The sequence below is a fragment of the Pseudomonas agarici genome, assembly GCF_900109755.1.
GTDB classification, from domain to species: domain Bacteria; phylum Pseudomonadota; class Gammaproteobacteria; order Pseudomonadales; family Pseudomonadaceae; genus Aquipseudomonas; species Aquipseudomonas agarici.
The window spans coordinates 134,678-160,573 of record NZ_FOAR01000007.1 but is presented as its reverse complement, the minus strand read 5'-3'; the positions used below and the strand labels follow the sequence as shown (position 1 = coordinate 160,573).

20 protein-coding genes and 1 pseudogene are annotated in these 25,896 nt (G+C 60.6%); 10 read left to right on the top strand and 11 right to left on the bottom strand.

Going from position 1 to position 25,896, the window contains the following annotated elements; translation table 11 throughout:
- Positions 1-118: 118 nt before the first annotated feature.
- Positions 119-1,567 (bottom strand): mannose-1-phosphate guanylyltransferase/mannose-6-phosphate isomerase, encoded by a 1,449-nt coding sequence (locus BMX68_RS09035; protein WP_026013360.1) that lies wholly within the window; start codon positions 1,565-1,567, stop codon positions 119-121.
- A gap of 31 nt (positions 1,568-1,598) precedes the next feature.
- Positions 1,599-2,177, bottom strand: a complete 579-nt coding sequence (locus BMX68_RS25405) for a hypothetical protein (protein WP_143063267.1) — start codon at positions 2,175-2,177, stop codon at positions 1,599-1,601.
- A 424-nt stretch (positions 2,178-2,601) separates the two neighbouring features.
- On the opposite strand from BMX68_RS25405, the gene BMX68_RS09030 reads away from it, so the two are divergent.
- From BMX68_RS09030 to BMX68_RS08985, 10 genes are all read left to right on the top strand, one after another.
- The gene (locus BMX68_RS09030) at positions 2,602-2,958 is read left to right on the top strand and encodes a hypothetical protein (protein WP_017133574.1); all 357 of its coding nucleotides are present in this window, start codon (positions 2,602-2,604) and stop codon (positions 2,956-2,958) included.
- A gap of 93 nt (positions 2,959-3,051) precedes the next feature.
- A complete protein-coding gene (locus BMX68_RS09025) occupies positions 3,052-3,804 on the top strand; it encodes a CDP-diacylglycerol diphosphatase (RefSeq protein WP_074862053.1) in 753 nt (250 codons plus the stop codon).
- A 211-nt stretch (positions 3,805-4,015) separates the two neighbouring features.
- A complete protein-coding gene (locus BMX68_RS09020) occupies positions 4,016-4,975 on the top strand; it encodes an AAA family ATPase (protein WP_017127865.1) in 960 nt (319 codons plus the stop codon).
- A gap of 2 nt (positions 4,976-4,977) precedes the next feature.
- Positions 4,978-5,922 (top strand): DUF58 domain-containing protein, encoded by a 945-nt coding sequence (locus tag BMX68_RS09015; protein WP_017133576.1) that lies wholly within the window; start codon positions 4,978-4,980, stop codon positions 5,920-5,922.
- Positions 5,919-6,413: a DUF4381 domain-containing protein gene (locus tag BMX68_RS09010; protein ID WP_017133577.1), complete on the top strand. Its 495-nt coding sequence runs from the start codon at positions 5,919-5,921 to the stop codon at positions 6,411-6,413. Before BMX68_RS09015 ends, BMX68_RS09010 begins: the two co-directional genes overlap by 4 nt.
- Positions 6,406-7,482 (top strand): vWA domain-containing protein, encoded by a 1,077-nt coding sequence (locus BMX68_RS09005; RefSeq protein ID WP_060783659.1) that lies wholly within the window; start codon positions 6,406-6,408, stop codon positions 7,480-7,482. Before BMX68_RS09010 ends, BMX68_RS09005 begins: the two co-directional genes overlap by 8 nt.
- On the top strand, positions 7,479-9,245 hold the full coding sequence (locus BMX68_RS09000; RefSeq protein WP_017133580.1) for a VWA domain-containing protein: 1,767 nt from the start codon (positions 7,479-7,481) through the stop codon (positions 9,243-9,245). Before BMX68_RS09005 ends, BMX68_RS09000 begins: the two co-directional genes overlap by 4 nt.
- Entirely contained in the window at positions 9,242-10,879 is a 1,638-nt protein-coding gene (locus tag BMX68_RS08995) for a BatD family protein (RefSeq protein WP_074862049.1), read from the top strand. Before BMX68_RS09000 ends, BMX68_RS08995 begins: the two co-directional genes overlap by 4 nt.
- Positions 10,880-10,982: 103 nt before the next feature.
- Complete coding sequence (locus BMX68_RS08990; protein ID WP_017133582.1) at positions 10,983-12,224, top strand: exonuclease SbcCD subunit D C-terminal domain-containing protein; 1,242 nt, start codon at positions 10,983-10,985, stop codon at positions 12,222-12,224.
- Positions 12,221-15,862 carry an AAA family ATPase gene (locus tag BMX68_RS08985; RefSeq protein WP_017133583.1) on the top strand — a complete coding sequence of 1,214 codons (3,642 nt, stop codon included), beginning with the start codon at positions 12,221-12,223 and terminating at the stop codon, positions 15,860-15,862. Before BMX68_RS08990 ends, BMX68_RS08985 begins: the two co-directional genes overlap by 4 nt.
- 52 nt (positions 15,863-15,914) lie before the next feature.
- Here BMX68_RS08985 and BMX68_RS08980 read toward each other — a convergent pair whose 3' ends face one another.
- The 9 genes and pseudogenes from BMX68_RS08980 to BMX68_RS08940 all read right to left on the bottom strand — a co-directional run bounded on the left by BMX68_RS08980 (position 15,915) and on the right by BMX68_RS08940 (position 25,868).
- On the bottom strand, positions 15,915-16,121 hold the full coding sequence (locus tag BMX68_RS08980) for a hypothetical protein (protein ID WP_017133584.1): 207 nt from the start codon (positions 16,119-16,121) through the stop codon (positions 15,915-15,917).
- A 448-nt stretch (positions 16,122-16,569) separates the two neighbouring features.
- On the bottom strand, positions 16,570-16,749 hold the full coding sequence (locus tag BMX68_RS08975) for a hypothetical protein (protein ID WP_017133585.1): 180 nt from the start codon (positions 16,747-16,749) through the stop codon (positions 16,570-16,572).
- 158 nt (positions 16,750-16,907) lie between these two features.
- Positions 16,908-18,083, bottom strand: a complete 1,176-nt coding sequence (locus BMX68_RS08970; RefSeq protein ID WP_017133586.1) for a lactonase family protein — start codon at positions 18,081-18,083, stop codon at positions 16,908-16,910.
- Positions 18,070-18,363, bottom strand: a complete 294-nt coding sequence (locus tag BMX68_RS08965; protein WP_017133587.1) for a DUF5629 family protein — start codon at positions 18,361-18,363, stop codon at positions 18,070-18,072. The genes BMX68_RS08970 and BMX68_RS08965 overlap by 14 nt, the downstream gene beginning before the upstream one ends.
- A 116-nt stretch (positions 18,364-18,479) precedes the next feature.
- A pseudogene (locus BMX68_RS08960) lies at positions 18,480-20,855 on the bottom strand (efflux RND transporter permease subunit).
- A 32-nt stretch (positions 20,856-20,887) separates the two neighbouring features.
- Positions 20,888-21,922 (bottom strand): WD40/YVTN/BNR-like repeat-containing protein, encoded by a 1,035-nt coding sequence (locus BMX68_RS08955; protein WP_017133590.1) that lies wholly within the window; start codon positions 21,920-21,922, stop codon positions 20,888-20,890.
- Positions 21,923-22,098: 176 nt separating this feature from the next.
- Positions 22,099-24,768, bottom strand: a complete 2,670-nt coding sequence (gene pepN, locus BMX68_RS08950) for an aminopeptidase N (protein ID WP_017133591.1) — start codon at positions 24,766-24,768, stop codon at positions 22,099-22,101.
- A 12-nt stretch (positions 24,769-24,780) separates the two neighbouring features.
- Positions 24,781-25,611 carry a DUF2797 domain-containing protein gene (locus BMX68_RS08945; protein WP_017133592.1) on the bottom strand — a complete coding sequence of 277 codons (831 nt, stop codon included), beginning with the start codon at positions 25,609-25,611 and terminating at the stop codon, positions 24,781-24,783.
- Positions 25,608-25,868 carry a YeaC family protein gene (locus BMX68_RS08940; RefSeq protein ID WP_017133593.1) on the bottom strand — a complete coding sequence of 87 codons (261 nt, stop codon included), beginning with the start codon at positions 25,866-25,868 and terminating at the stop codon, positions 25,608-25,610. The genes BMX68_RS08945 and BMX68_RS08940 overlap by 4 nt, the downstream gene beginning before the upstream one ends.
- Positions 25,869-25,896: the final 28 nt, after the last annotated feature.

Below are 25,896 nucleotides of genomic sequence, written 5' to 3'. Positions count from 1 at the left end.
TTAGCTGACAGAGAACATCCGGAAAGCACCCACGCTTCCAACAGACGAAACTCTCCTGTCGTCGGGGAAACCCGAACAAGATCACTACTACAGAACTCAGTGACCCACTGACTAAAACCTAGCGACCAGCCACTTCGACACGACCATAAGTGTCTTCAAAACGAACAATGTCATCCTCACCGAGATAATCTCCGCTCTGGACTTCAATCAACACCAGATCCACCACTCCTGGATTGCCCAGCCTGTGCTTGCGGCCCGCCAAAATGAGCGTGGACTCATTGGGGTTGAGCACCATCTCCTGTTGATCATTGACAACCAGCGCCGTACCACTGACCACGATCCAGTGCTCACAACGATGATGGTGCATTTGCAGGGATAACGAGGCTTTGGGCCTCACCACTATTCGCTTGATCTTGAAACGTTCACCTTGCTCAAGCACCGTATAGGTGCCCCAGGGCCGGTGAACGGTGCGATGCAACAGATGTGAGGTATGGCCACTGGATTTGAGATGCCCGACAATATGCTTCACCTCCTGCGCATGATCCTTGTGAGCGACCAAAATCGCATCGGGCGTTTCAACGACCAGCAGGTCCTCGACGCCCACCAGCGCCATCAGACGGTCCTCACTGTAGACATAGTTATTGCGAGCCGAATGAGTGACCACCTCACCGGCGAAGCGATTACCTTGAACATCGGCGGGCGTCAGATGACTCACGGCATTCCATGAACCAATGTCGCTCCAACCAATATCACAGACAACGGTCGCCACCCTGCTGGAACGCTGCATCAGGGCACAATCGATCGAGACCTCGGGAACCGTTGCAAATGTCTCGGCATCCAGTGTCAGGCAGCGATGACCGGAAGCCGTCGTGGTTCGAGAGCGGGCGAGTGTCTCGACAGCTGCGCCAAGCACATCTGGCGCGTGCAGTTGCAACTCATCCAATAGACTGCCTATGCGAAAACAGAACATGCCGGAGTTCCAGTACCAGCAACCCGTTGAGACATAGTCCCGTGCCGTTTGCAGGTCGGGTTTCTCGACAAAATGTTTTACCGCAAAACCACCCCCGAGATCCTCTCCAGTTGTCTCGATATAACCAAAACCCACCTCGGGATGCGTCGGAGTCATACCAAAAGTCACCAGCCAGCCCTTATCAGCCAATGCCTTCGCATCGCTGACCGCGCGAGTAAACGCCGCGTCATCCTGGATCAAGTGGTCGGCCGCCAATACCAGCATTTGCGCATCGGAGCCGTAGATAGCCTGCAGTTGCAAAGCCGCAATTGCCACCGCTGCCGCCGTATTACGACCGAAGGGTTCGAGAATAAAACCCTGCCTATGCCCTTGCTGATCGATAGCCCGATATTCAGCTTGTGCCTTGAAAAGTAACTCCTGATTCATCACCGTCAGGATTTCAACAACCCCTTGTACTTCAGAGGCACGCAGAAATGCCTTCTGAATCAGATTTTGCCCGTCGGGCAGAAACATGAAAGGTTTGGGATGATCTTCTCGTGATAACGGCCATAGGCGGCTCCCCACTCCTCCAGAAAGAATCACGGAAATCAGTCCCATTCTTTAATCCCCGGAGTTCCGACAGTCATTTTCATTCCAGATCCCGATATTTTTTCTGCACCGATAATCTCAAAATGGCATGAGCGCACAAACTTGAATTACCCGCACTGTAAAACCGGCAATATCCTCTGAATTGAAAAAAAACAACACTCCTCAATTCCGTTAAAAAGATAAGAACCTTCCGATAAAATACATCCAACATTCCTACAGAATTATCGAGACACGACAGCTTGCCCGACACACCCGCCAATTCACCGCGCAACCCTGCCCAGCCGCAACCCTGCCCATGAGCAGCATGAAAGGTTTGCAACCATACCAAGACGGTATTTATTCTTTTGTTCTGGTTGCAGGTATCGTCCTGATCAAGCCAGGTGTGCTGGCCCGCCGGGATTGCAGGAGCACAACCGGATAACAGGAGATTATTCGAACCAACGAGTAACCTGAGGCGCTCCACGAACCAGCCACTGGCGTCATGCCGGACTGTCTTTGGGAACGCCTCGCCGGGGCTGCTACCGGGTATCGGCAGACTCCAGCTGGAATGGTTTTGGCATACAAAGAAGTTAATCTGTCTGACCAGAAAACACCGGCAGACATACTTCAGGATTTTCAATACCGCGCTCCTCCGCAAAGATTTTTATGAAAAATCTTGAACCGGACAACACTGGAACTCGGCTTGGAGACGATTATCAGGATTTCAGTTGACGGCGTCTACTGTCAAAAATGACAGGTATGTACGAGTAGTCCCACTTAAAGCGAGAACAGATAAACCTGCGTGGATGGCACGAAACATATGAGATCACGCTGAGTGGCGTCCTCAATATAGATTTACCTTAGATAAACTGGCGCCTACTTAGCGATCAACCTGACGTTCCAGTGAGTCGCCTCCTTGGGACCACTTCAAGTCGTCAGTGTCAGAGTTTCGTTATTTTTTCAGCACTCGGTTTGAAGGGTTGACCGCGACGCGGCGGATCCTGAAAAAAAATCCGAATGCAGGCAAAATACGCTATCTCTCTGCCCAGATAGGACACCTCTCCATGCAACTCAATACCGCCCATCTCATCGCCAACCCTTGCGACGATGAAGAAGACGATATGGCCATGCTTTGTTGCCACAGTGACACGGGGGAAATGTTTCTGATGACCCGCTATCCCGACGAGGATGAACTGGAGATCACCCTCGATGGCGAACCCTCCACCCTCGATGGCGTCAAGATCACGCTGAGCGCCACACGTCTGCTGATCGAAATCGCACCCGGCGATGCCGATGCGTTGAACGGCGATGATCACCTTGAGATCCGTCACAAGACCCCTGCTTCGGACCTGGCGGAAGTCGAGCAGACGCTGAAAAACATCCTCGACGGTACCGGTACCTATATCAGCGAATTGGGTTAGTAGCCTGAAACATTCAGGATCAGAATCGACATAAAAAATAGAGGATTGCTGGTTTAGAGTGCTGCAGTTTTTATTTCTGATCAGGAATCCCGAATGAGCAAGTGGCTTAAAATCTCAGCGCCGGTGGTGGCTGCGGCGGTATTGGTGGCGGTGTCCTGGCTGATCTGGGGGCACGGCAACGGTGATGCGCTGTGGCGGATTGTCAGCCAGCAATGTGTGCCTGATCAACGAGACATGAAAAACTCCGCACCTTGCCTGGTGGTAGACCTCGAACAGCACTATGTCCTGTTCAAGGATCGCCAGGGGCCTTTGCACCATCTGATCATTCCGACAGAGCGGATCACAGGTATCGAAAGCCCGCGGCTGCTCGAAGACAATGCCTACGCTTTTTTTGCCAATGCCTGGCAGCAACGTGGGCGCCTGGCCGCCGAAGCAGGCCAGCCGATCAACGACCAATTGCTGTCGCTGGCTGTCAACTCCCGTTATGGCCGCTCCCAGGGCCAGTTGCATATCCACCTGGCCTGTCTGCGTCCCGAGACGCGCGCGTTATTGGACGAACATGCCCCACAGGTCACGCGGGACTGGCAGCCTCTGGGCGTCAGACTGAACAGGCATGCATACCTGGCGAAACGCCTTGACGGCCAGGATCTGGTCCGGGAAAACCCGTTCAAGGTATTGGGTGACTATGTACGTCGGCAAGATGACAGCATTGCCCGCTATGGCCTGGCCCTGGTGGTAGCCCCTGGGGGAGACCTGCTGTTGCTGGCAAACCGCCTGAGCCTGGTTGATTTCAACCTGGGCTCTGCCGGCGAGATCCAGGACTATGGCTGCGCGCTGGCCAGGTAAACCTGAGAACCACGCAGTCTGGCCCCGCCCAAAGCGACAGGACGGGGTCATGTACAAGATAGGTGCCTCAATAATAATGTAGGACTTTTCCTCAAAATCCATAAAATCTCCCCTGGCCGTTAGTCGGCACCGCCGCGATGGATTAAAGTAACGCCCTCAGCCGCGATATTATTCGAATGCCGTCGGCCACCCTCTCCAGGAACACTCATCGATGGAACATCGTGAAGCGCTGCTGGCGCTGCGAACCTTTCTCTCAGCGCAGATTCTCGGCCAGGAAAAACTGATCGAGCGCCTGCTGATCGCGTTGCTGGCCGACGGCCACATGCTGGTCGAAGGCGCCCCCGGCCTGGCCAAGACCAAGGCCATCAAAGAGTTGGCCGAAGGCATCGAAGCGCAGTTCCATCGCATCCAGTTCACCCCTGATTTGCTGCCTGCCGATATTACCGGCACCGAGATCTATCGCCCGGAAACCGGCAGCTTCGTGTTCCAGCAAGGCCCGATCTTCCATAACCTGGTACTGGCGGACGAAATCAACCGGGCTCCGGCCAAGGTCCAGTCGGCCTTGCTTGAGGCCATGGCCGAGCGCCAGGTCAGTGTCGGACGCAGCACTTACGAGCTGTCACCGCTGTTCCTGGTGATGGCGACCCAAAACCCAATCGAGCAGGAAGGCACCTATCCATTGCCCGAAGCCCAGCTCGACCGTTTCCTGATGCACGTCAAGATCGGTTTCCCGGATGCCGCTGTCGAACGGCGAATCCTGCAACAAGCTCGCGGCGAAGCGCTGAACGGCGAAACCAAGCCCGAGCGTCGGGTCAGCCAGCAGGCGATCTTCGCCGCACGCAAGGAGATCCTCGGCTTGTACATGGCCGATGCCGTGGAGGAGTATCTGGTGCAATTGGTCATGGCGACCCGCACCCCGGCCAAGTTCGACCCGGAAATGGCCGAATGGATCGCCTACGGCGCCAGTCCGCGCGGTTCGATCGCTCTTGACCGTTGTGCCCGCGCCCATGCCTGGCTGGCTGGCCGCGACTTCGTCAGCCCGGAGGATATTCAAGCAGTACTGTTCGATGTGCTGCGTCACCGCATCATCCTGTCGTTTGAGGCCGAAGCAGCGGGGATTGACCAGGACCGGGTCGTGCAGCGGATTCTCGATGTCGTCGCCGTCGCCTGACCATGATTCCCCCCCTGCCCGCCGAACCCGGCATCCGCACCACACTCGCCGAGTTGATCGAGATGCGCCATCGCGTGCGCGAAGTGCAGCTATTCTCAACGCCAAGCCAGCGCAGCCCGTTGATCGGCCTGCATCATTCGAAACTGCGTGGACGCGGGGTGGACTTTGACCAGGTGCGGGTCTACCAGGCCGGTGACGATGTGCGGACTATCGACTGGCGAGTCACCGCGCGGACCCAGGAACCCCATACGAAACTGTTCCACGAAGAACGGGAGCGGCCGATTTTCATTCTCGTGGAGCAAAGCCGACAGTTGTTCTTCGGTTCGGGGCAGACGTTCAAGTCGGTGCTCGCCGCCCAGGCGGCAAGCCTGATCGGTTGGGCCGCGCTGGGCCACAACGACCGGGTCGGCGGGCTGGTTTATGGTGATAACGAGCACTACGAGATCAAGCCCCGACGCAGCAAACAGAGCCTGCTGCAGTTGCTCAATCGGCTGGTGCGGGTCAACCAATCGCTGCACACCGAAACCGCAGCAGATCGCGATGCGCTGGGCCTGGCGCTGATTCGTGCGCGCGAAGTACTGCGTCCGGGCAGCCTGGTGATTGTCATCTGCGACGAACGAGCGCTGAGCAATGCCGCCGAACAGCAGTTGAGCCTGCTATCGCGCCATTGCGACCTGTTGCTGCTACCGGTGTCCGATCCACTCGACCACGCCCTGCCCGCCGCCGGCCTGCTGCGTTTTTCCGAACGTGGCGCGCAATTGGAACTCGATACCCTGAACCCGGAGCTGCGTCGGGCTTATCGCGACCAGGGTGAAGCGCGGGTTGCCCGCTGGGAACTGCTGGCGCAGAAATTGCGGGTGTTGCTGATGCCCTTGAGCACTCAGAGCGAAATGGTCGAGCAGTTGCGCGACTACCTCAATCCGCAACGTCCGGGGAAACAGCCATGAGCGGGCTGGACTCGTTGCAACCATTGATCAGTCCGCCGGTCCAGGGTTTCTGGCCGCCGGCACCGGGCTGGTGGCTACTGGCGCTGTTGCTCCCACTGCTGGGCGTCGGCCTCGGGTATCTGCGCCGCTGGCTGGTGGGCAAACGCCCACTGGCGCTCGCCGAACAGCCGCTGGATCCGCTGCGACTGGCTGCGCTGGACGAACTCGCACGCCTGCCCAAGCCCTATGACGGCGCGCCAGCCGGTGCCTGGCTGCAGCAACTCAACGCGCTGCTCAAGCGCTTGTGTCGCAACGATTACCCTTATAGCCAGAGCCATACCCTCAATGGCCGTCAATGGCTGGCATTCCTCGACAACCGCTGCCCGGCTGCCGGGCTGACCCGCTGGATGGTGCTGGTGGAGGGGGCCTACAAGCCCGAATGCAAACTCGACGACAAGGCCATCGCCGGGTTGAGTCAGTCCATCGACACCTGGATTCGCAAGCATGTTTGAGTTCGCCTGGCCATGGATTTTCGCGCTGTTGCCGCTGCCCTGGTTGCTGCGCCTGGTGCTGCCGGTGGCCGACAGTGGCGAAGCGGCACTGAAGGTCAGCTTTCTCGCCGATCTCGAAATCCTCGCCCGTCGCCGCGCCCGGATCAACCTGCCGGGCTGGCGCCAACAGCTCCCCTTCCTGTTGCTCTGGCTGCTGCTGTTGATGGCCGCTGCCCGCCCGCAGTGGCTTGGCGAGCCGTTGCCGATCGCCGCCAGCGGCCGCGATCTGCTGGTAGCAGTGGATGTCTCCGGCTCCATGGAGTTTCCCGACATGCACTGGCAGGACGAAGAAGTCAGCCGCTTGAACCTGGTCCAGCACCTACTCGGCGACTTCCTCGAAGGCCGCCAAGGCGACCGCGTCGGGCTGATCCTGTTCGGTAGCAAGGCCTATGTCCAGGCGCCGCTGACCTTCGACCGGCGCACCGTGCGGATCTGGCTGGACGAAGCGAAGATCGGCATCGCCGGGAAAAACACCGCCATCGGCGATGCCATCGGCCTGGCCCTCAAGCGCCTGCGCCAGCGCCCGGCACAGAGCCGGGTGCTGATCCTGGTCACCGACGGTGCCAACAATGGCGGTGAGATCGACCCGATCACCGCCGCGCGCCTGGCGGCCGAAGAACAGGTGAAAATCTACCCGATTGGTATCGGAGCCGATCCGCAGCAGAGCGCCAGCCTGTCCATGCTCGGGCTCAATCCGAGCATGGATCTGGACGAAGCGAGCCTCAAAGAAATCGCCCAGATCACCGGCGGCCAGTATTTCCGAGCCCGCGACGGCAATGAACTGCAACTGATCCGCCGCACCCTCGACACACTCGAACCCGTGGCCCAGCAACCGACCCAAGCCCGTCCCGTTCACGCCCTTTACCATTGGCCGCTGGCCATCGCGTTGGTATTGAGCCTGCTGTTGGTGATCCGCGAGCATTGGCCGGACAAGATGCTCCAACGCTGGCTGGCCAGCCGCCACTTCTTAACCCAACATCCGCACTGGCGCCAGCGTCTCAATCGCCTGCGCTTGCGGAGGCGTCGATGATCGCCGAACTCTGGTCCACCCTCTGGCCGCACTGGTTCCGCCCCTGGTGGCTGTTACTCTTGCCCCTGCTCGGTCGGTTGCTGTGGCAACTCTGGCATCGCCAAAAACGTGCCGGGCGCTGGCAGATGATCCTGCCATCCGCCTTTCACCGCGTGTTGCTCGGCGGTGGCAGCGGGCGCGACAGCAAACTACCGTGGATCGCCCTCGGACTGGGCTGGACACTGGCCCTGTTAGCGCTACTAGGCCCCAGTTGGCAGCGTGTCGAACAATCGACCCAGAAACCCTCGGACCCGCTGGTGGTGCTACTGGAACTGACCCCGGACATGCTCGCCACCGATGTCCTGCCCAATCGCCTGGAGCAGGCCCGCCGCAAGCTGTTGGACCTGCTACGGGCGCGCAGCGACGCACAGACGGCGATCATCGTCTATGCCGGCAGCGCCCACACCCTGGTGCCGCTGTCCGATGACATGAGTACCAGCCGCAACCTGCTGGACACCCTCAAGCCCTCCATCATGCCCCAGCAGGGACACCGGGCCGACCTCGCCGTGGCCAAGGCACTGACCTTGCTCGAACGTGGCGCTCAGGGCCAGGGTCGCCTCTTGCTGATCGGCTCCTCTCTCAGCGAACAGGAGCGTGAAGGTATTCGCCGAGCCCTGGACGGGCGGCGTCACAGTCTATTGATCCTTGGCATCGGCACCCGTGACGGTGCGCCGGTCGTCCAGGACAACGGCGGTTTGCTCAAGAATGCCCAGGGCGCGATACAGGTCTCGCGCCTCGACGGCCGCCGTCTCAGGGCCTTTGTCGGCGAAGTGGGTGGCCGTTATCGCCAGGCGCGCCTGGACGAGAGCGATCTGCGCGGCCTGGGCCTGCTCGACGGCCCACGGCATTTGCGTGACGACGGCCAGGTCGTGCAACTCGACAGTTGGGTCGACCAGGGTTACTGGCTGCTACTGCCCCTGCTGCTGTTGGCCGCCTGTGCCGGGCGGCGCGGCTGGTTGTTCTGTCTGCCGTTGTGGTTTCTGTTCCCACAGCCGAGTCAGGCCTTCGAGTTCAACGACCTGTGGCTGCGACCGGACCAGCAAGGCCTCAAGCTGCTGGAACAGCAGCGTCCACTGGAGGCGGCCAAGCACTTCGAGGATCCGCAGTGGCAGGGCCTGGCCCTCTACGAGGCCGGCGACTATGTCGCCGCCGCCCGCAGGTTTGCCGAGGGCAACGATGCCAATGCCCATTACAATCGCGGCAATGCACTGGCCCGCAGCGGCGAGCTGGAGGCAGCCCTGGACGCCTATGAGCAGGCGCTGGAGCGTCAGCCCGACTTGCGCCCGGCCTTGAGAAACAAGGCCCTGGTCGAGCAGATACTTGAGGAAAAACGCACCCAGCCGCCGGTTGAGCCGGACAAACTCGCCGACACCGCACGAACCGGTAGTGAGTCGCCTGTCGTTGACCACCAAGCCCAGCCCGGCAGCGTCCCCTCTGACCAGCAGACAAACAGCACCGCGATGCCGCGGGAGGACAACTCGCCCTCCGATACGGGACCGCCCGAGACCACCGTTGCGGCGACGAGTGAGAATGACGTACCGGGTAGCGAACTGGGCGACGAGCACACTACCCGGCCACCGCCGCGCAACGCCTCGCAGACCCTCGATGGCGAGCGGCGCCAGGCCCTCGAACAATGGCTGCGGCAGATCCCCGATGATCCGGGCGAGCTGCTGCGACGCAAATTCTGGTACGAACAACAGCTCCATCAGGACAAGACCCGATGACCACTCGCTTTTCCGTTCTCTGGCTGTGGCTGCTGTGCGGGGTCCTGCCAGCCCACGCCGATGGGTTGATCGCCAGCGTCGACCGCATGCGCCTGAACTCCGGCGAGTCGGTGGAGCTGACCCTGGAGTCCGCCGATGTCACCCAATTCGGCAAGCCAGACCTGGAGCCGCTGGCCAGCCAGTTCGAAGTGCGCGGTACGCGCCAGGTCAACCAGTTGAGATCCCTGGGCGGTGACAAACAGGCGACGACGCGCTGGATCATTACCCTGACCCCGAAGCAGAACGGCAGCGTGCTCATTCCGTCATTGCAATTGGGCGAGCTGAAGAGCCAGCCCATCACCCTGCAAGTGCTGCAGAGCGAGGAACAAGACGCGGCCAACAGTCTGGCGCCGGTGTTCATCGAGGCCAACCTCGACCAGGACAGTGTCTACGTCCAGGCCCAGGCGGTACTGACCCTACGGATCTACCATTCAGTGTCGCTGTATGACGACAGCAGCCTGAGCCCCTTGCAGGTGAGCGATGGACGCATCGAGCTATTGGGCGAATCACGCACCTATGAAAAGCTGATCAATGGTGTGCGCCATGGGGTGATCGAGCTGCGCTACGCGATCTATCCGCAACACAGTGGCAAGCTGACGATTCCGGCACAGGTGTTCAGCGCGACGCTGGTGGATATCGGCCAGGACCAGGTGCCGGCGGTGCCCAAGCCCGGCAAGCTGATTCATGTCAGCTCGGCCGAGATGACTCTCGACGTCAAGCCACAGCCCTCCACTTGGCCCGCCGATACTCCCTGGCTGCCAGCCCGCAGCCTAAGCCTGAGCGAAAGCTGGAGCCCGGAGCCCGAGCACAGCCAGGTCGGAGACTCACTGACCCGCAGCCTCACCGTCAAGGCCGAAGGCCTGTCCAGTGCCCAGTTGCCACCGCTGCCGACGACCAGCCTCAGTGGTCTGCGCCGCTACCCGGACCAGCCGCAATTGGACAATCAGAACAGTGAACGCGGGCTGATCGGCAGCCGTGAAGAGCGCGAGGCGCTGGTGCCAACCCACAGTGGCAGCTTCGAGCTACCGGCAGTGGCCGTGATCTGGTGGAATACCTACGAAGATCATATGGAACGCAGCAGCCTGCCGGCACGGACCCTGCAGGTAGCGAACAACCCAAGCCTGGCGCCGGACACCCCGGTCAGCGGAGTACCGGGAAACGTCGCCGCTGACGCGACGAACCTATGGATCTGGAAACTCAGCACCCTGTTACTGGCCTGCACCACCCTGTTCGGTTTCGGCCTCTGGTGGCGGGCGCGCCAGCAGCCGGCCGTGCACCGTGCCACACAGACCGGTCCGAGCCCACGCACCCTGCTCGATGATCTCAAACGTAGCTGCCTGGCCAACGACCCCCAGGTCACGCGCCAGGCGCTGGACGCCTGGGCTCGCCAGCAACCGGAAACCCTGGCCGAAATGGCCGCGCGTTTCGTGCCGCTGTCCGATGCTCTGGACGGCTTGAACGGTGCACTGTACAGCGAAACCGGCCTACACTGGCAGGGCGAAGAGTTGTGGCGGGTGATCCGCGCCATCCCGGCGGCCGAGCGGGCGCAGGATCCGGTGGGCGACAGTGGCTTGCCGCCGCTCTATCCCAAATAGCTGCGCACTGATCCCTCAACACCTGCATTTACCCGTAAACTTACTGGTCTTGCGCACCGCCACCTTGTCTTGAGCGGTCGCCACCGTCTTCGCGGAGTTTGCCTTGCGCCTGTTTCATACCTCCGACTGGCACCTGGGTCAGAACCTTCATGGCCAGGAGCGGGATTTCGAACACGCCTGCTTCCTGACCTGGCTGCTCGCCCAGCTCGCCAGCCAACAGCCGGATGTGCTGCTGATCGCCGGTGATATCTTCGACACCGTCAACCCGCCGGTCAAAGCCCAGGAACGCCTCTACGACTTTATCGTCGGAGCCCACGAACAGCAGCCGCTGCTGACCATCGTGATGATCGCCGGCAACCACGACTCCGGCTCGCGAATCGAGCTGCCCGCACCGTTGATGCGGCGCCTGCGTACCCATGCCCTGGGCCGGGTGCTGTGGCTCGACGACGGTCGGCTCGACAGCGAACGCCTGCTGATCCCGCTGCCCGACGCCCGTGGCAACATCGCCGCCTGGGGCCTGGCACTGCCCTTCCTGCGCCCGGCCGAAGTCACCGGCATGCAACTGGGCGACGACTACCTGCGTGGCATCGCTCAGGTCCATCGCTGGCTGATCGAGGCGGCTAATGCCAAACGCCAACCGGGACAGGCACTGATCGCCATCAGCCATGCGCACATGGCCGGCGGCTCGGTCTCGCAAGATTCCGAACGCAGCCTGATCATCGGTACTGCCGAAGCCCTGCCCGCCAGCCTGTTCGATGCCAGTGTCAGCTATGTTGCCCTGGGCCACCTGCACAAGCCGCAGAAGGTCAACGGCGAAGAGCGCATTCGTTATAGCGGCTCGCCGATCCCGTTGTCATTCTCGGAAATCGGCTATCAACACCAGATCCTTGATATCGTCCTCGACGGCGAAACCCTGGTCAGTGTCGAACCGCGGTTGATCCCGCGCGCCGTGAACCTGCAACGCCTGGGTCCGCTACCGTTCGCCGAGATGCTGGAAAAGCTCGCCGAATTGCCGAACGTCGACCTGCTGGCCGACCTGCAACGCCAACCCTGGCTGGAAGTGCGGTTGTGCCTCGACGAGCCACAACCGGACCTGCGTCAGCGGGTGGAAACCGCTCTGCAGGGCAAGGCTGTGCGCCTGGTGCGCATCGCCGCCGAATACGCAGGCGGCAGGAGCGACCGCGACGATGACCCTGAGCGGTTGATCGACCTCGACCAACTCAGCCCCCAGCAGTTGTTCTGCCGTGCCTGGCAGGACAGCTATGGCAATGCAGTCGACGAGCAGACCCTCAACGACTTTGCCGAACTCCTGCGGGAAGTTCAGTGGGAGGGCGAACAGCCATGAAGATCCTCGCCATTCGCCTGAAGAACCTCGCCTCCCTGGCAGGCCCCTTCGAGCTGGACTTTACCGCGCAGCCGCTGGTCAGCGCCGGTCTGTTTGCCATTACCGGGCCAACCGGCGCCGGCAAGAGCACTCTGCTCGATGCCCTCTGCCTGGCGCTGTTCGGTGCCGTGCCGCGCCTGAACAACGCCTCGCGGGACGCCAAGGTGCCCGACGCCGACGGTGAAATCGCTACCGGCGACCCGCGCACCCTGTTGCGTCGCGGCACCGGCGCCGGCTTTGCCGAGGTGGATTTTGTCGGTATCGATGGCCGCCGCTATCGTGCTCGCTGGGAGGCCAATCGGGCTCGGGACAAGGCCAATGGCAAACTACAGGCCAGTCGCCAGAGCCTGCGCGACCTCGACAGCGACCAGTTGCTGGCCAGCCAGAAAGGCGAATACAAAGCCCAGCTCGAAGCTTGCCTGGGGCTCAATTTCGAGCAGTTCACCCGCGCCGTGCTGCTGGCCCAGAGCGAATTCAGCGCCTTTCTCAAGGCCGACGACAACGAACGCAGCGAACTGCTGGAAAAACTCACCGACACGGCGCTGTATACCCGCCTCGGCCGCCGCGCCTTCGACAAGACCAAGCAAGCCCGCGAGACCTGCAAGCAGTTGCAGGACCAGGCCAGCGGCGTCACCCCCCTGCCTATTGAGGCGCGCGCCGAACTCGACGAGCGCTTCAACGCTGCACAGCAGCGGCTCGAGCTGCAGAAGGCACAACTGCGCCAGCTTGAGCAGCAACAAGCCTGGCTCAAGGACTTGCACCAATTACAGGACGTACAACGGGCCGCCGCCGAGCGGCTGGAAAGCGTCCAGCAAGAGTGGCAAGGGCTGGCCGACGAACGCCTGAAACTGACGCGCCTGGAACAGCTCGCCCCGCAACGGCATCAGTTCGCTCGCCAGCGCGAAGTCGATAACCTGCTGACGCCCCTGGCGGAGCAAATCGCCCACCACACCCAACAGCACAGCGCGTTGAGCGAACGCCAGGGCCAACTGGAGCACAGCCTTGCGGCGGCCCAATCAGCCTTGATAGCCGCACAACAACAGCACAACAGCAGTGTTCCCTTGCTGCGCCAGGCCTTTGAAGAGCAGAGCAGTCTCACTCGCCTGGCCAGGGACGCTCTGCTTGGCGCGCAAGCACAAGACGTAGCCGAACAGGCTTGCATTGAGGGCCAGAAGACGATTCAGGCTCTGCTCGATCAGCAACGACAGGTCGCCGGGCGCCTGCAGCGGGTCGCCGCTGAACTTGCGCAAAGTGTCCATCTGGCGCCCTTGAGTGACGCCTGGAATGCCTACCGCGACCGCCTGCAACAGTTGATGCTGATCGGTAACCGGCTCAACCAGGGCCAGGCGGAACTGGCGAGCCTGGCACACACTGCCGACCAGGCCGCACAAACGCTGAGCGAACAGAAACAACAACTGCAAGTGCTCTATCAGGAAGCCGCCGCCGAACCAGATGCCGTGGTCGAGCAGATCGGCATCCTCGGCGGCCTGCTACAGGACAACCGCAAGCAACTGCGCGCCATCGAAGACCTGACTCGGCTCTGGTCCGGCCAGCAGGAACTGGACAAGCGCAGCGCCGAGCTACAACAACGCCTGCTCCAGGCCCAGCAGGAACGCGAGCGCCTGACCCAGGAGGGGGTCAAGACCAAGGCCGAGCTAACGGTGGCTGAACAGACCTTCAACGTCACCCGCGAACTGCTGGAGCGCCAGCGCCTGGCGCGCAGTGCCAGTGTCGAAGAGCTGCGTGCGCAGTTGCAAAAGGACCAGCCATGCCCGGTCTGTGGCAGTCATGAGCATCCTTATTATCAGCCCGAAGCCCTGCTGCAGAGCCTCGGTCGTCATGATGAGAGCGAACAGGCCCATGCCCAGGCCTTGGTGGACCGGCTCAAGGAACAACTCGGCGAACTGCGTGCCGAAGTCGGTGGGCTGATCGCCCAGCAAAAAGAACTGCGGCAACAACAGGAACAACTGACGGAGCAGCAGCAGGCCCTGGCACCGAGCCTCGAAGCCCATCCGCTGGCGACGCAACTGCTTGACCTGGCAGCCGACCAGCGCGATGCCTGGCTCGCCCGGCAGGCTAGCCAGTTGAACCAGAGCCTGAGCCAGGACGAACAGCGCCAGAACGCCCTGCTCACCCTGCAACAGGATGCCGCGCGCCTGATACAGCAACTGCGCCAGACTGAAACCGCGCATCAGCAGGCCGCCCAACGGTTGAGCAACCAACAGCGGGAACTGAGCAGCGACCGCCAGCGCCTGGACGAAGAGTTGCAGGCCTTCAGCGCGCTGCTACCGGCGTCCACACTGGAAGCTCTGCGCAACGAACCGGCAGCGACCTTTATCCAGCTTGACCGGCAGATCGCCGAGCGACTGCAACAGCTTGAGCAACAGAGCGACGAGCTCGCCGAGCAACAACAACGCCAGCAGACCCTGGAGAAGGAACAGGACCGCCAGCAGAGTCGCGAACAGCAACTGGAAAGCGCCCGTCAGCAGTTCAAGGTCCTGGCCGAGCAACAACAGGCCAGCCAGCAGCAACTTGGCCAACTGCTCGGCGAGCACACCAGCGCCGAGCATTGGCAGCAGCAACTGGAACAAACCGTAGACCAGGCCCGCATGGCCGAAACCACTACCACCCAGGCGTTGCAGGAACTGCGCACGCAGCTTGTACAAATCGCCGCCGAGTGCAAGGCGCAACAGCAGCGCCTGGAGGCGCTGGAGCATGAGGCCCATGAGCTGGCCGGCAAGATTGATGACTGGCGTGCCGGTCATCCCGAGCTGGACGATGGCGGTCTCGAAAGCCTACTCGGCCTTGATGACAGCCAGGTCGACGAACTGCGCCAGCGCTTGCAGCACCATGAAAAAGCCATCGAACAAGCCAAAGTGGTGTTGCAGGAACGTGACCAGCGCCTGCTTGAACATCAGGCGCAACACAACAGCAACCTCGACGCCGCACAACTAGTCAGCGCACTCGCCGAGTTGCAGACACAGTTCAGCACGACGGAACAACTATGTGCCGAGCTGCGGGCCGAACAGAGCGAGGACCAGCGCCGACAGAACGTCAATCAGGCCCTGGCCGGGCAAATCGCCGCCGCCGATGGCGAGTACCAGCGTTGGGCGCGCCTGGATGCCCTGATCGGCTCGGCCACCGGCGACCGTTTCCGCAAGCTGGCCCAGGCCTATAACCTTGACTTGCTGGTCCATCACGCCAACGCACAGTTGCGGCAATTGGTACGTCGTTATCGCCTCAAGCGCGGTGGCAGCCTGCTCGGGCTGCTGGTGATGGACATCGAAATGGGCGACGAACTGCGCTCGGTGCATTCGTTGTCCGGTGGCGAGACCTTCCTCGTGTCGCTGGCGCTGGCGCTAGGGCTCGCGTCCATGGCATCGAGCACACTGAAGATCGAGTCGCTGTTTATCGATGAAGGCTTCGGCAGCCTCGACCCGGAGTCCCTGCAACTGGCGATGGAGGCGCTCGACGGCCTGCAGGCCCAGGGACGCAAGGTTGCGGTGATTTCCCACGTGCAGGAAATGCATGAACGAATCCCGGTACAGATCCAGGTACGGCGCCAGGGCAACGGGCTGAGCACTTTGCAAGTGAAATGAAGCCCCACGCGCAGGTCCGCCCACATGGCGGCAGCCAGCGTCACACCGGGTTTTACACCCCGGATTCAGCGCCGTGCTCAAACGCTCCGACAGACTGAACCTTATGTTCGGTTTGAAGGACCGGTGCCGCCATCTGCAGCGACATATCACTTGAAGCGTCGGTCAAGGAGGACAGGCTGACGAGCAATACCATCGCCACATACAAGCTGATAGCGATGTAGGCGCCGTGTCTGGCGGAAGTCAAAAGAGAGCTGGCCATGGTGTTCTCCACAGGCAAATGGCAGGCCTGTAGAGTCGATCATAACCGCTAGAATAAATAGTTAACTATTTAAATAGTCGCTATCAACACTATTAATCTAATCGCTGTGCGACGATCAGTTTCCCGGCAACTCAGGCGAAGGTCCGCGAAGGCTATCGCTGGTGTCGCAGACGGCGGCGGACAGGACAGGCGTGGAATAGAGAAACAGCAGCACGACGGCCAGACGCATAACCATGGTATTGATCCCTGTGTGGGGTGCAAGTCAATAAACAAGCGTCAGATTTAAACACATGGCCATATGACATGACGATAGAAATTCAATCGATAACTGCAAATACCATGACGCACACGGCAACGCCGGAGCGAATTCACTCTTTTGACCAGATAGTTCTCAAACCATCCAAACGAAGAGGTGCATTCGATCCGGCGTTATAGTGTGGTTAAGCGCTCAGTGCTGGGCTTTATGGTCCAGGGCGGCGTAGAAGTTGGCACTCTGTTGCAGGTATTTGGGGGTGTAGCTCTGGGTGTGGGCTTTTTTGTCGGTGATTTCGACGTTGGCACTGGCTGGCAGAGCCACGGTAGCCGAGATCGCAGAAGCGGCGATGATGGAAAAGAGGTTGAAGTTCATCGGGGTAAATCCTCAAATGTCAGTTGGCTTGCTTGCCCTTTCAGGCCGTGAGTCAAAAGTACATCCGTGGGTGACCACGTTGAAATTCATTGCATCAGTAGCCGATATCAGCGTCATTAATAGAAGTGCAAGTCCCCCGATAGCACGGGGGCCGCGGTCTATTGTCGCAGCAGGAAACCGAGGTAGCTCGGGGCATCGAACGGCAGGCTCTGCACGGTCTTGCCGAGCAAGCCGGTGTGGGTATCCCGCTCGATTACTACGATCTCGTTGCTCTTCTGATTGGCCACCAGCAGGAACCTGCCGCTCGGGTCCAGGGTGAATTCCCGTGGATGATCGCCTTCTACTGAACGCCGTTGCAACGCCTTCAACTCACCGCTGGCCGGGTCGATGGCGAACACCAGCAACTGGTTGGCGCTGCCGCGGTTGCTGACATAGAGGAACTTACCATCCTTGGAGGCATGCAGGGCGGCGGCGGCTTTGTCCGCAAGCGGCTGCTGGTCCGCCAGCTCGACCCGCTGTTTCTGGGTCAGCTTGCCGTCCCGGTAATCGAACACAGTGATCTGTGCGCTCATTTCCGTGGTCAGCCATGCGTGCATGCCATCGGCGCTGAACAGCAGGTGGCGCGGTCCGCTGCCCGGCGGCAATTGAACGAAGGCCGGCTTGGCCGGTGTCAACGGCATTTGCGGGTTGGCCTTGGGGTCATAGTGGTAGACAAAGATCTTGTCCGCGCCCAAGTCGCTGGCGAAAACGAAACGCCCATCCGGCGAGGACACCACCGAATGCACATGGGCCGAGGCCTGACGTTCCAGATTGACCAGGCTGGCCGGGTGGCTACTGAGCTGGATCGGCGGCGACAGCTTACCCCTGCCATCCACCGGCAACACCGCGAGGCTGCCGCCCGGATCTTCCAGCACCGAATAGTTGGCGACAAACAGATAACGCTGATCGCCACTGAGGCTGGCATGAGTCGGCTCGTTACCCAGGCTCGGGACCTGGTTGATCCGCTTGAGCCGATGGCTCTTGGGATCGATGGAATAGCTGCTGACGCGGCCAACCGGATCGTTCTGGCCCGGACCGTTTTCATTGACCACGTACAACCGACGCTGATCGCCGGACAGGGTCAGCCAGGACGGGTTGTCGGTCTTGACCACCTGCAGCGGCTTGGGGTCGAGCTGGCCGGTGCGACTGTCGAACTGCAGGCGGTAGATACCTTCGCTCTTGCCCTGGGTGTAGGAACCCACGAGCAACTGCTCGGTGTCGGCGACTGCCGACAGGATCGGCATGGCACCGATGCCGTCAGCCATCAACAACGGCCAACACTTACGTATCATCATCTTCTGGGTCCTTTTCTTCCTTGACGCTGAATGCGCTCATGCAGACCAGCCGATACTCACTGGAATCGTCGCTGACCGTCCAGCTTTGCAGCGCTTCATCGAAGCTCGCGGCGTTGAGCTGGGCCTGGGTGAAGCTCCAGCGCTTCTCGGCGCGGCCATCCATGCATTCGATCAGCAGACGGTGGTTGTCGAGAGTGAAGTTGAAGGCGTGCAGGCCGTCGACTTCGAGCATGTCACAGGTTTTGAGAGCATTGAGCAGGGTGTCGGTGGCGACGGTCATAGCGTTCTATCGTATTTGGGAAGGGACTCATGATAGGCGATATCGACAATAGGCAAAGCCATTCGTTGCAGTGATGGAGCTTGCCCACTCACCACAAAGCATCAGTGCCTGATCGCTCAATGGGAAAATAACGAGCCGCCCAGCTTGCCCGCCAATTTCTCCGGTTTGATCAGAAACCGCGCCAGGGCCGGCAGCAGCCACAGCGCGCCGAACATGTTCCACAGCAACATGAAGGTCAGCATCAGGCCCATGTCGGCCTGGAACTTGATGGCCGAGAAGATCCAAGTGCAGACGCCGATTGCCAGGCACAGACCAGTGAACAGCACCGCCTTGCCGGTGGATTTCAGGGTCTGGTAATAGGCTTCCTGCAAGGGCAGTCCAGCGCGCAGGAAACTTTCTAGGCGACTGTGGATATAAATCCCGTAATCCACGCCGATCCCCACGCCCAGCGCCACCACCGGCAAGGTCGCGACTTTCACGCCAATGCCCATCAAAGCCATCAGGGCGTTGCCGAGCACCGAGGTCAGTACCAACGGCAGGACGATGCACAGGGTCGCCGCCCAGGAACGAAAAGTGATCATGCACATGCTTGCGACACAGAGATACACCAGGATCAGGATGGTCAACTCCGACTCCTTGATCACTTCGTTGGTCGCGGCCTCGATCCCGGCATTACCGGCGGCGAGAAGAAACTCCAGGCCATCCTGATTGTTATCCCTGGCAAAGTCCTACACCGCATGCACCGCACGGTCCAGGGTCGCGGCCTTGTGGTCGTTGAGGAACACCAGCACCGGCGCCAGGGAGCAGTCGTTGTTGTACAAGCCCTCGGCCCGGGCGATGGAGTTGTTCAGTACATCGGGGTTGCGCGACAGGGTTTCCCATTTCAGGTTGCCCTCGTTCATGCCCTTGATCACCTGCTTGGACACGCTCACCAGAGAGATCGCCGACTGCACGCCCTCGGTGTTCTGCATCTTCCACATCAGTTCGTCGATCGGCGCCATGGCGGCATAACGCGAACAGCCTTCGACCGCGGTCTTGACCATGACCACCAGCACGTCGGAGCTGGTGGAGTAGTTGTTGATGATAAAGCGGTTGTCCTTGTTGTAGCGCGAATCGGGACGCAGCTCCGGCGCGCCCTGGTCAAGATCGCCGACCTTCAGGTTCTGGCTGTACCAGAGGCCGCCGCCAAAGGCCAGCAAGGCCAGGACGATGGACACCGGGGCGACCTTCGGGCTGGCAAAATTCGCCAACAGGCGCCAGAACGGATGCTCGCGGGTGGCGTCCTTCCTGCTGCGCTCGACGGCCTTGTTGCTGATGCCGACATAGGAGATCGCCACGGGCAGCAGGATCAGGTTGGTGAACACGATCACCGCCACGCCGATGGAGGCGCCGATGGCCAGTTCGCGGATCACCCCAATATCGATGATCAACAGGGTGATAAAACCCACGGCGTCGGCCAGGATCGCGATCATCCCCGGCAGGAACAATTGCCGAAAGGTCCGCCGCGCCGCCGTCAAGGGGTTGTCGGCGTCACCGGACTGCAGCGCGATGCCGTTGATTTTCTGCACGCCGTGGGAAATGCCGATGGCGAAAATCAGAAACGGCACCAGCATCGAATAGGGATCCAGGCCGAAACCCGCAGTGTGCATCAGCCCGAGTTGCCAGACCACCGCCACCAGCGTGGTGATCAACACCGCGATGGTGCTGCGCAGACACCAGGTGAACCCGTACAACAGCACCAGAGTAATGACAAAAGCCACGCCGAAGAACAGCAGCACCATGCTCAAGCCATCGATCAGGTCGCCGACCTTCTTGGCGAAACCGACGATATGGATCTGCACATTGGGGTTCTGCGCTTCGAACTTGTCGCGGATCTTCTCTTCAAGCTGATGGGAGAACTTCTGGTAATCGAGGGCCAGCAACTTGCCCTGATCACGCGGGTCCGGGTAAGACTCCAGCAACGGGATATCGACGATGCTCGACTTGAAGTCGTTGGCCACCAAACGCCCAACCTGGCCGGACTTGAGCACGTTGTTGCGCAGTTGTTCGAGGCTGGCGGTCGAACCGTTGTAGCTCTGTGGAATCACCTCGCCGCCGGCAAAGCCCTCCTCCGTCACTTCGGTCCAGCGCACGCTGGGACTCCACAGCGACTTGAGACCGGAGCGGTCGACGCCGACAAGGTAGAACACCTCGTCGTTAACCTGCCTCAGGGTCTCCATGTATGGTTGGGTGAAGATATCGCCCTCCTTGGCTTGCACTGAGATTCGCACCGTGTTGCCGAGGTTGGCGAGGTCGTTGCGGTGCTCCATCATCTTTTCAATGAAAGGATGATGGAGCGGAATCATTTTCTCGAAGCTGGTCGAAGGACGGATCAGCGTGGCCTGCCAGAACAACAACGCACTGACCAACAGGCAGATTACGATCACTGCCGGGCGGTGATTGAAAATCAGGCGTTCAAGAAAGGTCGCCTTGTCCTGATGATGGCTGCTCATATGCCCCTAACCTCCTGGTTATTTTGCTCGGTCTACCGAGCCTGCTCGCCACCCGTCGCCGAGGTGAGATGGGCGCCTCCCTGGCCGACCAGGATCAGGTTGCCGTTGCCGGCTGCAGTGACCGCCGATAGGGAAATACGGTCGGGACGATTGAAGACGCTGAATGTCATGCCGTCATCGGTGCTGCGAATCAGGCTGCCGCCGTTACCGACAATCACCAGTGAGCCGTCGTCCTGCACCGAGCCGCCGGACAAACCGAACTCCAGCGCGCCACCGCCAGCCTTCAGCTCGACCAGTTGCCAACTCGAACCGAAATCGCCGGAGCGGTAGAGATTGCCGCGCAAACCGTAGACCAGAAGGCTTGCCGGCTGGGCGGTGGCGATTACGCCGAAGAGCGAGCCCTGATAGGGACCGTCGAGGCGCTCCCAGGTTTGGCCCCAGTCGGCCGAGCGAAACATGCTGCCCTGCTCGCCCACGACAAAAAGCCCGGAATCCTTGATCGCGGCAATGGCATTGAGATGGTATTGGTCTGCGTTGTCGAGGCGATCACTGACATCTTCCCAGTGCCGACCACCGTCGGTGGTTTCCAGCAAGGCACCGTAGGCACCCACGGCCAAGCCAGTGCTGAGGTCCTTGAACCAGATGTCCAGCAATGGCGCTTCGCGCTTGAGGTCTTCGAACTGTTTGCTCCAGGTGGCGCCGCCATCGCTGCTGGCGAGGATTTGCGCATCATGGCCAACAGCCCAGCCATGCGGGTCGTCGACAAAATAGACCGCCGTGAGCATTTGCCGGGTCGGCACCTTGGCCTGGGTCCAACTAGCGCCCTGGTCATCGGAATAGAGGATGTGCCCACGATCCCCTACGGCGACCAGGCGGGCACCGGCATGCCCTACATCAAGCAGCAAGCTCTTCACGGCCTGCGATGATTCGATGGCATAGACCTTGTCGCCAGCGTCTGCCTCGGCGGCGCGGGCCGGTGCGCACAGTGCCGCCAGCCCTGGCAGAGACAACACCGAGGCCAACAACACCACACGACACCCTACCGGCGGACGGCAATAATCCTTCATAGACCTTCCTCTTATTATTATTGTTGTGATCTGTACAAACCTGCCTGATCGTCGCTCGGCGAGTTTTCGTACAACCCCTTCGGTCATCCAGACTTTCAGGGCGCCTTCGAAGGCGTTTTCATTATTGTCGGTGCGTCTGAAACCGGTAATCTAGGGTTGAAACTATCCTGTCGGGCCTACGCCAGGCTTTTGCTGACAACCTCGTAGACATCCGCCGACAGCTCGCCTGAGTTGCGGATGCGCTCCAGCTCGGCCTTCATCAGTGCCTGGCGGGCCTTGTCGTACTTGCGCCAGCGGGTCAGTGGCGCCAGTAGGCGCGAGGCGATCTGCGGGTTGAGGGCGTTGAGCTGGATCACCAGATCAGCCAGGAAGCGATAGCCGCAACCCTCCGCCGCATGGAAGTTGATCAGGTTCTGCCCGGCAAACGCACCGATCAGCGCCCGCACCTTGTTCGGGTTCTTCAGGGTAAATGCCGGATGCTCCATCAACGCCTTGACCCGTTGCAAGCCACCGGGCAGGACACTGGCGGCCTGGACGCTGAACCACTGGTCCATGACCAGCGGATTGTCCTTGAAGTGTTCGGCGAAGCTCGCCAGCGCCAGGGCCTTTTGTGCCTCGAACGGCGAATTCACCAACACCGCCAGCGCGGTCAGGCGCTCGGTCATGTTGTCGGCAGCCTCGAACTGCTCCAGGGTCGCGGCCAGCACCTGCGGTTTGCCGCTGAGCATCAGGTAGGACAAGGCGATATTCTGCAGCGCACGCCGGGCAAAATGTTCGTTCTCGGCGATATAGACGGTCTTCTTCGACCGTTCGCGATTGGCCTGATAACGCTGCCACAGGTCGTCGAACAACTGCTCGGCGAGTTGCCGGCGGGCAAACTCACGGGCACCGTGGATGGCATCGACATCTGCCACCTCACTGATTTCAGTGAGGTATGCCTCGCTCGGCAACGAGAGCATCTCGGCAACCATGGCCTGATCCAGCCGGTCGTTGGCCAGTACGCTGCGCAAGGCTTCGACCAGACGCGAGTCGAGCACCAGGGCCTGGCCTTTCTGATGCTGGCCGATCAGTTCCTGCAACACTTGCACCGACAACTGCTGGCCGGCGTCCCAACGGTTGAAGCCGTCGGTATCGTGTTGCATCAGGAACATCAATTGATCACGGTTGTACGGGAAGCTCAGCTTCACCGGCGCCGAGAAGCCGCGCAGCAGCGACGGCAACGGCTTGGCGGCGATGTCGATAAAGCTGAAGGTCTGCTCGACTTCGGTCACCGAGAGCACGCGACGGGTCGCGCCGGGAGCTGATTCGCCCGCCAGTTGCAGGGCGATTTCAGCACCGTGAGCATCCAGCAGGCCAAGCTCCACCGGAATCACGAACGGCAGCTTTTCCTGCTCGTCCGGGGTTTGCGGGCAGCTCTGGCGGAAGGTCAGGCTATAGGTTTTCGCCGCCGCATCGTAGCTTTCGCTGACGGCCAGGCGTGGGGTGCCGGCCTGGCTGTACCAACGCTTGAATTGGGTCAGGTCGATGCCGTTGGCGTCCTCCATGGCCTTGACGAAGTCGTCGCAGGTCACAGCCTGGCCGTCATGGCGTTCGAAGTACAGGTCACTGCCTTTGCGAAAACCATCGGCACCGAGCAGCGTATGAATCATGCCGACCACTTCCGCACCCTTCTCATAGACGGTCAGGGTGTAGAAGTTAGAGATCTCGATAAAGCTGTCTGGACGCACTGCGTGGGCCATGGGCCCGGCGTCTTCGGCAAACTGGTGGGTACGCAGGTAGGCCACATCCTGGATGCGCTTGACGGTGCGCGAGTTCATGTCCGCCGAGAACCCGGCGTCGCGGAACACCGTGAAACCTTCCTTGAGCGACAGCTGGAACCAGTCCCGGCAGGTCACGCGGTTGCCCGACCAGTTATGAAAGTATTCGTGGGCGACGATAGCCTCGACCCGCTGGTGTGCGGCGTCGGTGGCGGTTTCGGCGCGGGCCAGCACGGCGCTGGAGTTAAAGATGTTGAGGCCCTTGTTCTCCATCGCCCCCATGTTGAAATCATTGACCGCGACAATCATGAAGATGTCCAGGTCATACTCGCGGCCATAGGTCTGCTCATCCCAACGCATGGACTTCTTCAGGCTGTTCATGGCGTGCTGGCACTTGTCGATGTTTTCCGGTTCGACATAGATACGCAACGCCACGTCGCGCCCGCTCATGGTGGTGAAGCTGTCTTCGACGCACCACAGGTCACCGGCCACCAGGGCGAACAGGTAGGCCGGCTTCATGAACGGGTCTTGCCAGGTCGCCCAGTGCCGCCCGTCTTCCTGCGGGCCGTTGTCGAGCGGGTTGCCGTTGGACAGCAGCACCGGGTAGCGATGCTGCTCGGCGATCACCGTGGTGGTGAACTTGCTCATCACATCAGGACGGTCGAGGTAGTAGGTGATCTTGCGAAATCCTTCGGCCTCGCACTGGGTACAGAACATCCCGCCAGACTTGTACAGGCCTTCCAGGGCGGTATTGCTTTCGGGGTGGATCCGCACGCTGGTGTCGACGGTGAAGCTGGCACCGGTTGGCTGCAGGGTCAGGTGGCTTTCGCTCAACTGATAATCGGCGGCGCTCAGCTCGCGATCCGCCAGGCTGACCGACAGCAACTCCAGCTGCTGGCCGTCGAGTACCAACGGCGGCAGACCGGCGCCCTTCTCTTCACTGCGCGCAGGGTTACGGCGCATCAGCAGTTGCGCATGGACCAGCGTGTGGTCCTCGAACAACTCGAAGGTCAGGTGCGTCTCGTCGATCAGGTACTCGGGGGCCTGATAGTCCTTCAGATAGATCATCTGCGGTTGTTCGGTGCGCATGCGGGTGTCCTTCTACTGATGCACGGCGAGCTGGTAGGCCGTGTATTTACGGATATTGATCACGCCGGTGTCGAAGATCAAGTATTGGCCCTTGATCCCCATCAGCGTGCCCTCGGCAATCGGGTTCTTGTCCAGATTGAAGCTGACGATCTTGGTCGGGTAGGACTCGATGGGGTAACGGATTTGCAACGGCTCGAGATCCCGGACCGGCTGGATCGCCTGCAAGCCAAAACGCGCCTGTAAGGCAAGCAGGCCCTCGGCGCAGGATTCGAACAACTGCTCGCGTACCTGCTTGAGATCCACCTCCGGCGCATCGCCCTTGAGCAAGGCGCGCCAATTGGTCTTGTCGGCCACCTGGCTGCGGAACAGGTCTTCGACGAAACCGGACTGCTGGCGGGTCGCCACGCGCACGATCGGCAAGGCCTGGCTCGCGCCCTGGTCGAGCCAGCGGGTCGGCAACTGGGTAGCACGGGTGATGCCGACCTTGATTCCCGAGGAATTGGCCAGATAGACCACATGGTCAGTCATGCAGAACCGCTCGCCCCAGGCCGGATCGCGACAGGTCCCGGCGTCGTAGTGGCAGCGCTCCGGGCTCATGATGCAGGTGTCGCATTGTGCCAGCTTGGTCATACACGGGTAGCAATAGCCCTGGCTGAAGCTGGTTTTGGTCTTGCGCCCGCAGTGAATGCAATGGATGGCGCCGAGAAACTCCAGGCGCAGCTTCTGGCCGATCAACGGATTGACCGCCACCTCGCTGTCACCCAGGCGAAAGCTGTATTGCACGGTCGCCTCGTCCAGACGGACCGCCATCTTGCTGACTGCACCACGGCCAATCTCGATCAATGGATGGCATCCGACTTGAATAGGATATTGGGCACCGGTGCCGACTTCGAGGCACACTCCTGCGGGCCCATGTAGCCAGTGCGCTGCTCTTCGGGCAGGTTCTGGGTTTCCCAGGCGATCATCGCCTGCAACGATAGCTCGCGCTGTTCGGCGGTCAACTTGCGGCCATCGGACCACTTGCCGATTTCCACCGCCAGCTTCAGGCTCTCGTAGATATCGGGGGTGATGTTTTCAATCATTTCGCTGAAAGAGGACATTAAAGTCTCCAATTTTTTCAAGACATTC

Coding starts and splice junctions, on each gene's coding strand:
- BMX68_RS09035 (WP_026013360.1), bottom strand. CDS start 1,567: ATGGGACTGATTTCCGTGATTCTTTCTGGAGGAGTGGGGAGCCGCCTA.
- BMX68_RS09030 (WP_017133574.1), top strand. CDS start 2,602: ATGCAACTCAATACCGCCCATCTCATCGCCAACCCTTGCGACGATGAA.
- BMX68_RS09025 (WP_074862053.1), top strand. CDS start 3,052: ATGAGCAAGTGGCTTAAAATCTCAGCGCCGGTGGTGGCTGCGGCGGTA.
- BMX68_RS09020 (WP_017127865.1), top strand. CDS start 4,016: ATGGAACATCGTGAAGCGCTGCTGGCGCTGCGAACCTTTCTCTCAGCG.
- BMX68_RS09015 (WP_017133576.1), top strand. CDS start 4,978: ATGATTCCCCCCCTGCCCGCCGAACCCGGCATCCGCACCACACTCGCC.
- BMX68_RS09010 (WP_017133577.1), top strand. CDS start 5,919: ATGAGCGGGCTGGACTCGTTGCAACCATTGATCAGTCCGCCGGTCCAG.
- BMX68_RS09005 (WP_060783659.1), top strand. CDS start 6,406: ATGTTTGAGTTCGCCTGGCCATGGATTTTCGCGCTGTTGCCGCTGCCC.
- BMX68_RS09000 (WP_017133580.1), top strand. CDS start 7,479: ATGATCGCCGAACTCTGGTCCACCCTCTGGCCGCACTGGTTCCGCCCC.
- BMX68_RS08995 (WP_074862049.1), top strand. CDS start 9,242: ATGACCACTCGCTTTTCCGTTCTCTGGCTGTGGCTGCTGTGCGGGGTC.
- BMX68_RS08985 (WP_017133583.1), top strand. CDS start 12,221: ATGAAGATCCTCGCCATTCGCCTGAAGAACCTCGCCTCCCTGGCAGGC.
- BMX68_RS08980 (WP_017133584.1), bottom strand. CDS start 16,121: ATGGCCAGCTCTCTTTTGACTTCCGCCAGACACGGCGCCTACATCGCT.
- BMX68_RS08975 (WP_017133585.1), bottom strand. CDS start 16,749: ATGAACTTCAACCTCTTTTCCATCATCGCCGCTTCTGCGATCTCGGCT.
- BMX68_RS08970 (WP_017133586.1), bottom strand. CDS start 18,083: ATGATGATACGTAAGTGTTGGCCGTTGTTGATGGCTGACGGCATCGGT.
- BMX68_RS08965 (WP_017133587.1), bottom strand. CDS start 18,363: ATGACCGTCGCCACCGACACCCTGCTCAATGCTCTCAAAACCTGTGAC.
- BMX68_RS08955 (WP_017133590.1), bottom strand. CDS start 21,922: ATGAAGGATTATTGCCGTCCGCCGGTAGGGTGTCGTGTGGTGTTGTTG.
- pepN (WP_017133591.1), bottom strand. CDS start 24,768: ATGCGCACCGAACAACCGCAGATGATCTATCTGAAGGACTATCAGGCC.
- BMX68_RS08940 (WP_017133593.1), bottom strand. CDS start 25,868: ATGTCCTCTTTCAGCGAAATGATTGAAAACATCACCCCCGATATCTAC.